The sequence below is a fragment of the Pseudomonas sp. SL4(2022) genome (assembly GCF_026625725.1).
In the GTDB taxonomy this organism is placed as follows: domain Bacteria; phylum Pseudomonadota; class Gammaproteobacteria; order Pseudomonadales; family Pseudomonadaceae; genus Aquipseudomonas.
In genome coordinates this window covers 2,782,955-2,796,789 of the sequence record NZ_CP113060.1, presented here as the reverse complement: position 1 = coordinate 2,796,789, position 13,835 = coordinate 2,782,955, and the positions used below count along the sequence as shown (strand labels likewise).

15 protein-coding genes are annotated in these 13,835 nt (G+C 62.3%); 8 read left to right on the top strand and 7 right to left on the bottom strand.

The window, feature by feature from the left end; all coding sequences use genetic code 11:
- Positions 1–39: 39 nt before the first annotated feature.
- The gene (locus OU997_RS13145) at positions 40–360 is read right to left on the bottom strand and encodes a GIY-YIG nuclease family protein (protein ID WP_267806963.1); all 321 of its coding nucleotides are present in this window, start codon (positions 358–360) and stop codon (positions 40–42) included.
- A 37-nt stretch (positions 361–397) separates the two neighbouring features.
- The gene (locus tag OU997_RS13140; RefSeq protein ID WP_267806962.1) at positions 398–868 is read right to left on the bottom strand and encodes a nuclear transport factor 2 family protein; all 471 of its coding nucleotides are present in this window, start codon (positions 866–868) and stop codon (positions 398–400) included.
- Between the two features lie 121 nt (positions 869–989).
- Here OU997_RS13140 and OU997_RS13135 point away from each other — a divergent pair, with 121 nt between their 5' ends.
- The 4 genes from OU997_RS13135 (at position 990) to OU997_RS13120 (ending at position 5,694) form a co-directional block, all read left to right on the top strand.
- Positions 990–1,940 (top strand): GlxA family transcriptional regulator, encoded by a 951-nt coding sequence (locus OU997_RS13135; protein WP_267806961.1) that lies wholly within the window; start codon positions 990–992, stop codon positions 1,938–1,940.
- 93 nt (positions 1,941–2,033) lie between these two features.
- Positions 2,034–3,194, top strand: a complete 1,161-nt coding sequence (locus tag OU997_RS13130) for an NAD(P)/FAD-dependent oxidoreductase (RefSeq protein WP_267806958.1) — start codon at positions 2,034–2,036, stop codon at positions 3,192–3,194.
- A gap of 172 nt (positions 3,195–3,366) precedes the next feature.
- Positions 3,367–5,202, top strand: coding sequence for a sulfatase-like hydrolase/transferase (locus tag OU997_RS13125; RefSeq protein ID WP_267806956.1), 1,836 nt, complete (start codon positions 3,367–3,369; stop codon positions 5,200–5,202).
- 69 nt (positions 5,203–5,271) lie between these two features.
- Positions 5,272–5,694 carry a group II truncated hemoglobin gene (locus tag OU997_RS13120; protein WP_267809904.1) on the top strand — a complete coding sequence of 141 codons (423 nt, stop codon included), beginning with the start codon at positions 5,272–5,274 and terminating at the stop codon, positions 5,692–5,694.
- 7 nt (positions 5,695–5,701) lie between these two features.
- Here the strand turns inward: OU997_RS13120 and moaE are convergent, their stop codons facing one another.
- From moaE to OU997_RS13100, 4 genes are all read right to left on the bottom strand, one after another.
- On the bottom strand, positions 5,702–6,160 hold the full coding sequence (gene moaE / locus OU997_RS13115; protein ID WP_108485854.1) for a molybdopterin synthase catalytic subunit MoaE: 459 nt from the start codon (positions 6,158–6,160) through the stop codon (positions 5,702–5,704).
- A 46-nt stretch (positions 6,161–6,206) separates the two neighbouring features.
- Complete coding sequence (locus OU997_RS13110; RefSeq protein ID WP_108485853.1) at positions 6,207–6,449, bottom strand: MoaD/ThiS family protein; 243 nt, start codon at positions 6,447–6,449, stop codon at positions 6,207–6,209.
- On the bottom strand, positions 6,446–6,934 hold the full coding sequence (gene moaC, locus OU997_RS13105; RefSeq protein ID WP_108485852.1) for a cyclic pyranopterin monophosphate synthase MoaC: 489 nt from the start codon (positions 6,932–6,934) through the stop codon (positions 6,446–6,448). The genes OU997_RS13110 and moaC overlap by 4 nt, the downstream gene beginning before the upstream one ends.
- Positions 6,935–7,079: 145 nt before the next feature.
- Positions 7,080–8,471: a PhoH family protein gene (locus tag OU997_RS13100; protein WP_108485851.1), complete on the bottom strand. Its 1,392-nt coding sequence runs from the start codon at positions 8,469–8,471 to the stop codon at positions 7,080–7,082.
- A gap of 552 nt (positions 8,472–9,023) precedes the next feature.
- Here OU997_RS13100 and yaaA point away from each other — a divergent pair.
- The 4 genes from yaaA to OU997_RS13080 are packed head-to-tail and all read left to right on the top strand — an operon-like array spanning position 9,024 to position 11,538.
- The gene (yaaA, locus tag OU997_RS13095) at positions 9,024–9,806 is read left to right on the top strand and encodes a peroxide stress protein YaaA (protein ID WP_267806955.1); all 783 of its coding nucleotides are present in this window, start codon (positions 9,024–9,026) and stop codon (positions 9,804–9,806) included.
- A gap of 15 nt (positions 9,807–9,821) precedes the next feature.
- On the top strand, positions 9,822–10,286 hold the full coding sequence (locus OU997_RS13090; RefSeq protein WP_267806952.1) for a multidrug transporter: 465 nt from the start codon (positions 9,822–9,824) through the stop codon (positions 10,284–10,286).
- 33 nt (positions 10,287–10,319) lie between these two features.
- Complete coding sequence (locus OU997_RS13085; protein ID WP_267806949.1) at positions 10,320–11,150, top strand: SDR family oxidoreductase; 831 nt, start codon at positions 10,320–10,322, stop codon at positions 11,148–11,150.
- 10 nt (positions 11,151–11,160) lie between these two features.
- Positions 11,161–11,538: a hypothetical protein gene (locus OU997_RS13080; protein WP_267806946.1), complete on the top strand. Its 378-nt coding sequence runs from the start codon at positions 11,161–11,163 to the stop codon at positions 11,536–11,538.
- Positions 11,539–11,743: 205 nt separating this feature from the next.
- Here OU997_RS13080 and OU997_RS13075 read toward each other — a convergent pair whose 3' ends face one another.
- Positions 11,744–13,741 carry a peptidase U32 family protein gene (locus tag OU997_RS13075; RefSeq protein WP_267806943.1) on the bottom strand — a complete coding sequence of 666 codons (1,998 nt, stop codon included), beginning with the start codon at positions 13,739–13,741 and terminating at the stop codon, positions 11,744–11,746.
- Positions 13,742–13,835 lie beyond the last annotated feature (94 nt).

The window sequence follows — 13,835 nt, the reverse complement described above, 5'->3', positions numbered from 1 at the left end:
CCCGCAGCTTAACCGCACAGCCGGCGACGGCCTACCCGCTTAGCCTGATGGCACGCTATCAACCGCAGCGATAACAGCGGCGGTCGCCACCAAATGCTCCTTGGCGGCTTTGCTCAACGCCTTGATCGCCCGCTCACGCCGCAGCGCATCCCCCTTGCCCGCGCAGGCCTCGGTGTACACCAGCGCCTGCGCCGGACTGGAGTAAAAGAAGCGCGCGCCCTTACCACTCTGGTGCTTGGCAAACCGCTTGTGTGGGTCGTCGCTGATGCCGCAGTACAACGCCCCGTTAACCGCGCGCACCAGGTACACAAACCAGGGCTTGGCGGCAGGTGTTTCAGGCACAGAAGAGGCGTCAGGCATCAGTTAAATCGGCAGGCAATGAGCACGGTCGCCGAGCTTAACGACTCTTCTGGAAGGCAGCCAACCCTTTACCCGCCTGCTGGCGGATGGCGTTCTGCACAAAGGGCGTCCAACCCAGCAAGCGGCCTTTGAAACCCAGCGCCTGAGCGGCCCAGCGCCACAGGTCGAAGTGATCGCGGTGCTCGCAGATTTTGCCGTCGCGAAAGCGGAAGTTGGCCTCGATGTGATTGACCACCTGGTTGCCGGTCTGGCTGAAGGTGTAGGTGGCGATCCAGCGCGCCTTGCCGGAAAAGTCATCGGCGGCCACGCCATCAAACGTCAGGCTAAAGCCCTGCGCCTTGGCACACAACATGCGCCACATGTCGCCGGCATCCGTCCCGCGCAGGTCAGTAAACACCGGGTCGCTGAACTGCACATCGTCGCTGTAGCAGCGGGCCATGGCCTCAGCGTCCAGTTGCTGGAAGGCCTGATAAAAACGGGTGATCAGCGCGGCATTGGGGTGGCTCATGGGACGGACTCCAGTCAGTAACGTGTCAGCAGTATTGCCGTTAAAGCGCTGCGCCGCGATTGGCGTTTAAGACAGCTTTGTGTCAATAATCGCCAAAACTTGCCCCATTGATGACGCCGCCATGCCCACCATCGCCCTGTACGTGTGCCCGCAAACGGTCTGTTCAAGCCTGAGCATGGCCATGGATGCGTTCAACCTGGCCAACCATGTGGCTGGGCGATCGCTGTTCACCCTGCAGCGCTTCAGCCTCACGGGCCAGCCAGTCGATCTGGGTTTTGCACAGATTCAGGTCGATGGCGATCTGAGCCTGGCCGAAGACGCCGATCTGATTCTGCTGGCGGCCAGCGGCAGTGCCATCGACCGCACCCTGACCGACAACGCCGCGTTGCTGCCCTGGCTGGCGCAACGCCCGCCGCAGCAGCAAGTGGCCAGCCTGTGCAGCAGCGCCTTCTTGCTGGCCGCTGCCGGCATGTTGACCGGCCGGCGCGCGACCACGCATTGGGCGCTGGCCACGACCTTTCGCCAGCGATACCCCGAGGTCAGCTTGCACATCGAGCAACTGGTGTGTGAAGACGGCCACGTGCTCAGCTCCGGCGGTGCGCACGCCGGGCTGGACTTGTGCCTGCACCTGATCGGCCAGCACGGCGGTGCAGAGCTTGCCCAGCAGGTGGCCAACGCATTGGTCTTCGACAGCCAGCGCGGCAGCCAGTCGCGCTTTGCCCCGCTGCTGCCGCCCATCCAAACGCACTGCCCACTGGCCCCGCTGCTGCATTGGTTAAACCTGCACTACGCGCAAAGCATCGACCTCAACCGCCTGGCCGCACACGCCAACTGCTCGGCGCGCACCTTGCTGCGGCGCTTTAAATCCAGCACCGGCCTGACGCCCAACGATTACCTGCAACGCGTGCGCATCAGCGCGGCGCAACAGCTGCTGCGCGGCCCGCTGGCACTGGAACAAATTGCCGAACAGGTGGGCTACGGCGACCGCGCCACCTTCGCCAAACTGTTCAAGCAGCTGTGCGGGGAAAGCCCCGGTGCCTTTCGCAAACGTGTACGCCAAGCGGATGCCTGACCCTGCGACGCTGTAGCCTGCGCCGCGCAATTGCTGCCCACGGATTGCCCACGCACAATACGCGGCTGTTTTCTGATCGATACCGAGCCTCAGATGTTGCCCCCTGCCCACACGCCCATTCCCGACACTCAACCGGCTGATTTTCTGATCATTGGCGCGGGCATTGCCGGCGCGTCCACCGGCTACTTTCTCGCCCCGCACGGCAAGACGCTGGTGCTGGAGCGTGAAGCGCAGGCTGGTTATCACGCCACCGGGCGTTCGGCGGCGTTGTTCACCGTGGCCTACGGCACGCCGCAAGTGCGCGCGCTGACGGCAGCCAGCCGGGCATTTTTTGACGCGCCGCCGCCCGGTTTTGCCGCGCACCCACTGCTCACCCCGCGCGGTGAATTGGTGGTGGACGTGCACGGCGACCCGGACGAGCTGCAACGGCAGTTGCACAGCGGCATCGGTCATGTACCGGAGATGCGTCTGCTCAGCGCTGATGAAGCCTGCGCCCGCGTGCCGGTGCTGCGCCGCGCGTGCGTGCAGGGGGCGCTGTTCGACCCCAGCGCCGCCGACATCGACACCGACGCTCTGCATCAGGGCTACCTGCGCGGCATTCGTCAGCACGGCGGGACGATACACACCCACTGCGAGGTGTTGAGCATTCAGCACGACGGCGAATGGTGGCAGGTGACGTGCAACGCCGGGCAGTACCGCGCCAAGGTGCTGATCAACGCCGCCGGGGCCTGGTGCGACCAGATCGCCTCACTGGCGGGCGTGGCCCCCATCGGGCTGGTGCCCAAGCGCCGCGCGGCCTTTACCTTCGCCGCCGAAGCGGGTGTGGACTGCCAGCACTGGCCTTTTGTGGTCAGCCTGGATGAGTCGTTTTACTTCAAGCCCGATGCAGGCCAACTGCTCGGCTCACCCGCCAACGCCGACCCGGTCGTGCCGCATGATGTTCAGCCGGAAGAGCTGGACATTGCCCTGGGCATTCACCAGATCGAAACGTACACCCACCTGAAGATTCGCCGCCCCAGTCACACCTGGGCTGGCCTGCGCAGTTTTGTCGCCGACGGCGATCTGGTCGGCGGCTTTGATCCGCAGGTGGCGAACTTCTTCTGGGTCGCCGCCCAAGGCGGTTATGGCATTCAAACCTCCGCCGCCATGGGCATGGCCTGCGCCGCCCTGGTGCGCGGCGAACCCTTGCCCGACTCACTGCGCCAGCATGGCTTGACTGCAGCCATGCTGGCGCCCGCACGCTTGCGCCAGTAATCCCACGCGGCGCTATCTGATCTTATGACTTAAGCCCCCCGAGGGGACTCCGCGACGCTCTGCCCCGCTGCAACGTAAGCGCGACATTTAATGCGCAGTTAAGCCAAGGCTGTTTTCCTTGGCCGACGCCTGACTGCGCCATTCCTCCTGTCGCCCTTTGCAAGGATTGTCCATGCCACTCGCCGCACCGCGTCGCCCCTATGCCGCCTATTGGCTTCTGACCTGGCTGGCAGCTGCCCTGAACCTGGGACATTTCTTTGATCTGGCCGCGCCGTCATGGCTGTTGCTCTATCAACTGCTGCTGATTGGCAGCTATGCCTTGCTGTTTATCGCCCCCGCTTGGGCCATCACGCGCCTGCTGCTGCGTGTTTCAGGCAAAGCAGCCGCAGTGCTGGCAATCGTACTGGCAGGCGCGGTGCAACTGGCGCTGTATGGCGACCACCTGCTCTGGCAGCTCTATGGCTTCCACCTCAACGGTTTCGTCTGGAACATCATCACCACGCCCGGCGGGATTGCGGCGCTGGGCTCCTCGGCCTCCACCGAGCGCGAAGTGGCGCTGCTCGCGGCCGGCATCTTTGCCCTGCAGGCGCTGCTGCTGGCCGCCGCCCACGGCCTGGCACGCCTGGGCCTGCCGTTGCCACGGCTGGCCTGGGTGTTGCCACTGTTTATTGTGGTCACCCTGGGTGAACGGGTCAGCTACGGCATCAGTCATTTCTATGGGTACAGCCCGCTGCTGGAGAGCGCCCAACGGGTGCCCTTTTACCAGCCACTGACCATGCGCCGCGTGTTGGAGCAGCAGTTTGGTCTGCAACGCCCACAACGCATGGAAGTCGCCAGCACCGAACTGAAAGGCCAGTTGCGCTATCCCCAGGCACCGCTGCGCATCGAACCACCGGCCAAGCCGCTGAATATCGTCTGGCTGGTGGCCGAGTCCTGGCGCGCCGACAGCCTCAATCCTGAAGTGATGCCGCAGACGCACGCCTTCGCCAAGCGCGCTCAGCATTTCGTTAGCCACTACTCCGGCGGCAACGGTACACGCATCGGCATGTTCAGCCAGTTCTACAGCCTGCCAGCGAACCTCTGGTTTCCGGTGCTTGATGCCCGCGTCGGCAGCCCGCTGATCGATGTGCTGCAGCAGCAGAATTACCAGATCAAGCTGTTCACCAGCGCCCGCTTCAGCTACCCGGAATTCGACAAGACCCTGTTCGTCAATGTGCCGCGCGAGCAGATGATCGAAGATGACCAGGGCGAGACGTGGCAGCGTGATCGGCGCAATGTGGACCGACTGCTGAAGTTCGTCGATCAGCGCGACCCCAACACGCCGTTTATGACCTTCCTGTTCTTCGAGTCACCGCACGCCAACTACAACTTCCCGCAGGAGTCGGTGATCAAACCGGACTACCTACCGGATTTCAGCTACGCCAGCATGAACCTGCAACGAGACATTGGCGGCATCTACAACCGCTACCTGAACGCGGTGCACCACCTGGACAGCCAGTTGGCGCGCATCACCGAGCACCTGGAGAAGAACGGTCTGATCGACAATACCCTGGTGGTGATCACCGGTGATCATGGCGAAGAATTCATGGAACAAGGCCGCTGGGGGCATAACTCGACCTTTGTCGACGAACAGGTACGGGTGCCGCTGGTACTCTGGGTGCCTGGCCACGCGGCTCAGCAGGAAAGCCTGCGCACCAGCCACAGCGACCTGCTGCCCACTCTGCTGCCGCTGCTAGGCGTGAAAAACCCAAAACAGGATTACTCAATCGGCCGCAGCCTGTTCGATGCCAAACCCGACCGACTTCTACTGGCCGGCGACTGGGACCGCCTGGCCTTCCTCGGTGACCAGCACAAAGTGGTGCTGCCGTTTACCAGTGGCAGCTTTACCGCCCTGCAAACCAGCAAGGCCGACGACAGCCTGCTGCCAGACAGCAGCCAGGTACTGCAGAACACGCTGCCGCTGATCCAGGGCGAAATTCGCAGCCTGCGCCGCTTTCTTGCCCACTGATCATCCAGGCCGAGGCGGCCCTGATCCCGTGCACCGTTATACTGCGGGCTTTAATCAGGAGCACGAGTGATGCAGCAGGCAGCGGTGTACGGTGTGGGCGATGCGTCCTATCAGGCAGCGGGCGGCATCGAAGGCTTACGGCGCCTGGTGACAGACTTCTACCGTTTGATGGATGAACGTCCCGAAGCCCACGCACTGCGTCAGTTGCACGGCGAAAGCCTGACGCTGGCAAGCGACAAGCTGGCCTGTTTTCTCAGTGGCTGGCTTGGCGGGCCGAGGTTGTTCAGTGAGCGCTATGGCTCCATCGCCATCCCGGCCTTCCACGCCCAGTGGCCGATCAGCGAGCAACTGAGCCAGAGCTGGCTCGACTGCATGGCCCAGGCCATCGCGCTACAACCCTACGCCCCGGAATTTGCCGAGTACCTGCTGGCCCAATTGCGTGTGCCGGCCCAGCGGATTGTGCAGGCCAGCCGCAATCGACACGCCAGTTAGCACCTGTTCAGCCAGACTGATTCCAGCGCTCGGCAGCCGCCTGATCGGAACAGCGCCCCTCGACCCAACGCGGGCCTTCGGCGGTGTCTTCCTTCTTCCAGAACGGTGCGCGGGTTTTCAGGTAGTCCATGACGAAGTTGCAGGCATCGAACGCCGCCTGACGGTGAGCGCTGCTGGTGCCAACAAACACAATCGGCTCGCCCGGCTCCAGACGGCCAATGCGGTGGATCACCTCAATGCCCAGCAGTGGCCAGCGCTGCGCAGCTTCCTCGGCAATCTTGCCCAGGGCTTTTTCGGTCATGCCAGGGAAGTGCTCGAGAAACATACCGCCGACTTCGCGCCCCTCATTGAAGTCGCGCACATAACCAACAAAACTCACCACCGCGCCAATACCCAGATTGGCCGCATGCAACGCGTTGAGCTCATTGCCCGGATCGAAGGGGTGCGACTGGACGCGAATGCTCATGCAGAGGTTCTCTGTGGGAGGGGCTTTAGCCGCGACGAAAAACGGCTCAACCGCCGGTTACGGTAGGAAAGAATGCCACTTCATCGCCGGCTGTCAGCGGCTCATCCAGGCTGCACAGTTCCTGATTGCGCGCGCACATCAGGTTCTGCTCGGCCAGTACGTCCCAGACGCCGCCGCGCGCCAGCAGGTGTTGGCGCAGTTGATCAAGGCTGGCGAACTCAGCGTTCAGCTGTTCGCCATCCAAACCCAGAGCCTCACGATAACGAGCGAAATACTGCACGCGGATCATGCGTCTTCTCCCGCCACAGGCTCTGCCTTGAAGGTGCCACTCTTGCCACCGACCTTTTCCAGCAGGCGCACGCGTTCGATCACCATGCCGCGATCCACGGCTTTGCACATGTCATAGAGGGTCAGCGCGGCAACGCTGGCGGCGGTCAGGGCTTCCATTTCCACGCCGGTTTGCCCGGCTAGCTTGCAACGCGCGGTGATGTGTACGGCATCCGCCCCCTCAGGCATCAGCTCAACCTTGACGCTGGTGAGCATCAGCGGGTGGCACAGCGGAATCAGGTCACTGGTTTTCTTCGCTGCCTGGATGCCGGCAATCCGTGCCACGGCGAACACATCACCCTTGGGGTGATCGCCCTGGGCAATCATCTGCAGGGTTTCCGGGCGCATGCGCACCCAGGCTTCAGCGACCGCTTCACGGACGGTTTGAGCTTTATCGCTGACGTCGACCATGTTGGCGCGGCCTTGGGAATCGAGATGGGTTAACACGGACAGGCTCCAGGCAAGTGTCCGGCGATTGTAAACCCAGGGGTCAGGTTTCGGCACCTGTGAATGCCAGGGGATTCAGACGTGAGGCTACGGCGGCACCCGGCCCAGCAGGCATAACGGCCTGCTGGGCGAGCGCGAGTGAGGGTTACATGTGGGTTTCGGCGTACTCGGCAAGGATCGAGCGCGGCACACCCTGCAGGGTGATGTGCACGCCATGCTCAAAGTCTTTGAAGCGCTCCGTCAGGTAGGTCAGGCCCGAGCTGGGCGCCGACAGGTAAGGGGTATCGATCTGCGCCAGGTTGCCCAGGCACACCACTTTGGAACCGCTGCCCGCACGGGTGATGATGGTTTTCATCTGGTGCGGGGTAAGGTTCTGGCATTCGTCGATCAGGATCAGGCTCTGCTGGAAGCTGCGACCACGGATGTAGTTGAGCGATTTGAACTGCAGCGGGACCTTTTGCAGGATGTAGTCGACGCTGCCGTGGGTGTTCTCGTCGTCCATGTGCAGGGCTTCGAGGTTGTCGGTGATCGCGCCAAGCCAGGGCTCCATCTTCTCGGCTTCGGTGCCGGGCAGAAAACCGATTTCCTGATCCAGCCCCTGCACGCTGCGGGTGGCGATAATCCGGCGGTAACGCTTGCTGACCATGGTCTGTTCGATGGCCGCTGCCAAGGCCAGGATGGTTTTTCCGGAACCGGCTGCGCCGGACAGGTTGACCAGGTGAATGTCCGGATCCAGCAGGGCAAACAGCGCGAGTGACTGATAGATGTCCCGCGGGCGCAGACCCCAGGCTTCCTGGTGCATCAAAGGCTCCTGATGCAGATCGAGAATCATCAGCTCGCCGTGCTTGATGCCCTTGATCCAGCCGACAAAGCCCTGCTCGTCGATGATGAACTCGTTGACGTGCACTGCCGGCAGGTTGTCGGTGAGCTGTACACGGTGCCAGGTACGGCCGTGGTCCTGACGGGTTTCCACCTTGCTCACGCGGTCCCAGAAGGAGCCTTCCATATTGTGGTAACCCTGCGACAGCAGCGACACGTCATCGACCAACTGGTCGGTGTGGTAGTCCTCGGAGTCGATGCCACAGGCGCGCGCCTTAAGGCGCATGTTGATGTCTTTGGTCACCAGCACCACGTTGAGACCGGGGCGACGGGACTTCAGCTCGACCAGCTGGTTGATGATCTTGTTGTCGTTAAGGTCTTCCGGCAGCCAGGTGACCGGGGTAGCGCTCTTGCTCATGAGAATCGACAGAAAACCGCACGGGCCGCTCTTCTCACGCTGGATGGCAACACCGTGCTCCACTTCCTCCGGGTTGGCGCTGCCGAGAATCTTGTCGATCAGGCGGATGGCCTGGCGGCACTCGGCGGCCACGCCCTGTTTGCCGGTTTTAAGCTTGTCCAGTTCCTCCAGTACAGTCATCGGAATAGCAACATGGTGCTCCTGAAAATTCAGCAGCGCGTTGGGGTCGTGGATCAGCACATTGGTGTCGAGGGCGTACAGGGTTGGGGCGGTGGGCTTGGAGCGTCCGTGGTCATCCATACTCGGTCACCTTCTTGTAGTAGCCAAGCGGCGCAGGGGCGAATGCGCCGCGGAGGGGCCACCGACTCCTCAGTGCCGGAGCTGAGAAGGCTGCAAAAAGGTGAGGGCCAATGGCCGCCACCTGTCTGCAGGGTTCGGCGGTCTTGCCTTTTAGATACTCCAAAAAAGATGACAGAAAAATGTTTTTTTCGGCATTTAGCGGTTTATTTATCGGTGCGACAAATAGCGCTTGGCGGCCTGCCCGGCCACCGTTAAAGTCGGAAGTCCTACCGGCTTTCGGGCCGTCCTGTTTTTTCCTTCCGAAACACCTACACCCTCGTGCCCGGCCCTACACGCGCCATCCAGTACTGGATGGCGCGTCCCTGCAACGGTGTTCCACATGCTTATAGCCCCCGTTCACCGTAGCGGCAGCACAGTGACCGCAGCGTTGCGCCAACGCGGTGCAGGCATGCGCAATAACAAGGCCCGAATCGACCGGGCTAATTGCCCTAATAGGTAGTCTCAGCCGCCGCCAGCTTCTAGAATCGCCGCAGACTTTCAGGAGCACAGCTTATGTTGATGGTGATTTCCCCGGCCAAAACCCTTGATTACGAGACGCCGCCCGCCACCCCGCGCTTTACCCAACCGGAACACTTGGAACACGCTCAAGTGCTGATCGATCAGTTGCGTGATTTCAGCCCGGCGCAAATTGCCGAACTGATGCACCTGTCGGACAAACTCGCCGGCCTCAACGCCGCGCGCTTTGGCAGCTGGCAGTCCGCCTTCACCCCGGACAATGCCAAGCAGGCCTTGCTGGCATTCAAAGGCGATGTGTACACCGGCCTGAACGCCGAGGACTTCAGCGAAGCCGATTTCGACTTTGCCCAGCAGCACCTGCGCATGCTCTCCGGCCTGTATGGCCTGCTGCGCCCGCTCGACTTGATGCAGCCCTACCGCCTGGAAATGGGCACCAAGCTGGCCAACGTGCGCGGCAACAACCTCTATGACTTCTGGGGCGAGCGCATCAGTGGCTGGCTGAATGAGGCGCTGGCGGCTCAAGGCGACGAGGTGCTGCTCAACCTGGCGTCCAACGAATACTTCAGCGCAGTAAAACGCAAGCCGCTGAATGCACGGATCATCGACACCGAATTCAAGGATCTGAAAAACGGCCAGTACAAGATCATCAGTTTCTACGCGAAGAAAGCGCGCGGTCTGATGGCCCGTTACGTGATCAAAGAGCGCCTGACTGACCCAGCCGGCCTCAAGGATTTCAACTACCAGGGCTATCGCTATTCGGCGGAACACTCCAAGGCTGATAGTCTGGTGTTCCTGCGTGACAACCCTGACCACCTTTAGCCCGAGGCCTGAGTGATGCTGTTTGGCGCAATCCTGGTACTGAGCTGGCTGATCCTGTTGATCCGCTACCCGAGCAAGGCACTGCCAATCTCACTCGGCGCGCTGATCGGCCTGGGCCTGGTCGCCAGCTGGGTGCTCTGGCAGGAAAGCCGCGAGAATCGCCACCTGGCTCACCTCGAATTACGCCTCGACTACGCTCCCGCGCGCTGCCCGGCAGATCGTCCGCTGGCCCTCAACCTGAAGAACGGCAGCGAAGCCGCGCTGCTTGAGCTGCACTGGCAGATCGCCGCCTACCGCCCTGGCGACAGCGTCAACCTGGCTGAGCGCCTGTATGAAACCCCGCGCTACAGCGGCCCCGGCGAATTACTGCCCGGCGCCGACTGGCAAACCTGCCTGCCCTTGCCAGCCCTGCGCAGCGGGTATCGTGCCACCACCCTGGAGTTTCGCGCCGAGCGCCTGCAGGGCAGCTTTAGCCGTTGAGCGGCGCCCCACTCAAACAATAAGGAAACCTGCATGACCCAGCCCAGCGTACTGATCACCGGATGTTCCAGCGGCATCGGCCGCGCCTTGGCCGAGGTGTTCCAGCAAGCCGGTTATCAGGTCTGGGCCACGGCGCGCAAACCCGAGGATGTCGCCGCATTAAGCGATGCCGGTTTTCACGCTGTGCAGCTGGACGTCAACGATGGCCTGGCGCTGGGCCAATTGGCTGAGCGCCTGAAAGCCGAAATCGGCGGCCTTGATGTGCTGATCAACAATGCTGGCTACGGCGCCATGGGCCCGCTGCTCGATGGCGGTGTTGAGGCCATGCGCAAGCAGTTTGAAACCAACGTGTTCTCGCTGGTCGGCGTGACGCGCGCACTGTTCCCGCTGTTGCGGCAGAACAAGGGGCTGGTGGTGAATATCGGCAGCGTCTCCGGCGTACTGGTCACCCCGTTTGCAGGGGCTTACTGCGCCTCCAAAGCCGCCGTGCACGCGCTGACCGACGCCCTGCGCATGGAGTTGGCACCCTTCGCCATCGAGGTGATGGAAGTGCAGCCCGGCGCGATCGCCTCCAGCTTCGGTGCCCAGGCCAGCCAGCAAGCCGAGCAACTGATCGACGAAGCCTCGCCCTGGTGGCCAATCCGCGACGGCATCCGCGCCCGCGCCAACGCCTCGCAAGACAACCCCACCCCCGCCAGCCACTTCGCCCGCAACCTGCTCGCCGCCGTGCAAAACCAGCCGCGCCCCTTGTTGCTGCGCCTCGGCAACGGCAGCCGCGCCCTGCCCTTGCTGGCCGCTGTGCTGCCCAAGGGCCTGTTGCAACGGGTGTTGAAAAAGCGCTTCGGCCTCAATCGCAGCCTGTAGGAGCCTGCTGATGAATGCACCGCACGTATCGCCTGCACCCATGACCCGCCTGGCCCTTGGCGGTGTGGTCGCGGTGATCGTGCTGAACCTGCTGCTGCGCACTTTGGTCAAACTCGGCGGCCCGCTGACCACCCTGCTGATCGCCAGCGCCGTGGCCGGCGGCATGGCCCTGTGGTTTTACCTGCGCCAGCAACGCCGCCCCACCCCGCGTGAACGCCGCCACCTGCTCTTTTACTACGGCGGCATCCTGGCCCTGCTCTATCTGGGTTTACTGGCCATGATGTGGCTAAAAGATGAACCCGGCCCGATGGGCTTGCTGCTCTTTGGCCTGCATTACTTCTGCTATCCGCTGATGGCGTGGCTGGTGTTGGCCAAGGGCAAAGAATAAAAGAATAAGCGCACGGCACAGCCCATCAGCTGAACACCCTGATGGAAAACGCTGCGCAATTTTCCGCCCTGCGCTGGACATGGTTAGGGTGGACAACGCGAAGCCTGTCCACCAGCAATAGCGCCGGATTACATCCGAGCTACCTGAAGAGCATCGACGGAGTGCCGAACCACAGCAAGCTGGCTCCTACCGGTTGGCATCAACCCTAGCGCTTAATGGTCTTGAGCAAATCATCCGGGGTGATATAGCCCACCGCGCCGCCCTTGCTCGCGGCACTGCCCGGCTGTGGCTGATGCAGAATATGACCCTTCATCTTGCCGATGATGTGCATCTCGCAAGGCTTGCAGTCGAACTTCAGGGTCAGCACTTCGTCCTGATGGATCAGCTGCATGTCCGAGACTTTGGTGCGCACGCCGGTCACGCCTTTGGCCTGTTTCGGACAGAGGTTGAAGGAGAAGCGCAGGCAATGCTTGGTGATCATCACCGGCACGTCGCCCGCCTCCTCATGGGCCTCATACGCCGCATCGATCAGCTGCACGCCGTAACGCTTGTAGAAGGTGCGCGCCTTGTCGTTGTAGACGTTGGCGAGAAAGGTCAGGTGCGATTCCGGGTAGACCGGCGCTGGCACGCTCACCGGCTTGCGCCCGCCACGTGGGTGAGCAGCGACGCGGGCTTGCGTCAGGGCTTCGATGGCTTCGCGGCGCAGGGCCTTGAGTTGCGAACCGGGGATAAACGGCACCGCTTCACAGTCGATCCGCGCGCCGCTGCTGTAGTAAATCGTGGTGCCCAGTTTGCTCAAGCCATCGGCCAGTTGCTCGCGGGCTTGCTCGGCATCCTTGGCGGCGGCGAACGGCCCATTCAGGCTCACGCGGGCGCTGATGCCTTCCTCACTGGTGGCGCTCACATTCAACTGATCACCCTGAACCGCCAGCTGCCAGCTGACCGCAATGCGCCGCTCGGATGAGGTTTTGAGCAGAGCCTGCTGCCAGTTGTGGTCGAGGTTGCGGTTGAGCGGATGCTGCGGGCGGACGCGGTGCATGGCCTCGGGCATCTCATTAGGCTCGACGCGGTAGCGGTAGCGTTTCTCGCCGTCCTCGTCGAACTCGCCTTTCAGCTCGCAGATGTTGCTGCGAAAGCCCACCACTTCGCGCTTGATCAGCACGTTGAGGCCATCGCCGTTGGACAGCGGCGTGTCGGTGACGGCGATCAGGTCGCGCTTGTTCACCTTCTCGATGTACCCCACCGTCAAGCCGGTAAAGGTCGGCGAATCGAATGCGCCGATGTCCACCTTGCGGTCGGTGACGAAATAATCGGTGCTGCCGCGGTGGAAGGTCTTGTCGGTGTCCGGGGTGAAGAAGTGCTCAGTGCGGCCGCTGGACGCACGGGCCAGGTGCGGGCGCTGTTCGAGAATCGCATCCAGCTCGCGGCGGTAGTGCGCGGTGATGTTCTTCACGTAGCTCATGTCTTTGTAGCGCCCTTCGATCTTGAACGAGCGCACGCCGGCATCGACCAGATGGATCAGGTTGTCGGTCTGGTTGTTGTCCTTCATCGACAGCAGGTGCTTATCAAAGGCCACCACGCGGCCCTGGTCGTCTTTCAGGGTGTATGGCAGGCGGCAGGCTTGCGAGCAGTCACCCCGGTTGGCGCTACGACCGGTCTGCGCGTGGGAGATGTTGCACTGCCCGGAGAACGCCACACACAGCGCGCCGTGGATAAAGAACTCCACCGCCGAATCGACGTTGCGGCAGATATTGCCGATCTCTTCCAGGTTCAACTCGCGGGCCAGCACCAGCTGGGAGAAGCCGGCGTTGTCGAGAAAGCGGGCTTTTTCCAGGGTGCGAATGTCGCACTGGGTGCTGGCGTGGATCTCGATGGGCGGCAGGTCCATCTCCATCACGCCCATGTCCTGCACAATCAGCGCATCGATGCCCGCCTCGTAGAGCTGCCAGATCATCTGCCGCGCTGGTTCCAACTCATCCTCATGCAGAATGGTGTTGAGGGTGACGAACACCCGCGCATGGAACAGGTGGGCAAACTGCACCAGCTCGGCAATGTCCGCCACGCTGTTGCTGGCGTTGTGCCGCGCACCAAAGCCGGGGCCGCCGATGTACACGGCATCGGCGCCGTGCAGGATGGCTTCCTTGGCAATCGCGGTATCGCGCGCGGGGCTCAGCAGTTCGAGGTGGTGCTTGGGCAGGGACATGGTTTCGCTATCGGGCAGTCAATCAGGCCGAGCATTTTACTCGGAATAGCTGATTTGTCTGTGCCCGCTTGGCAGCCGCACAACAACTGTATAG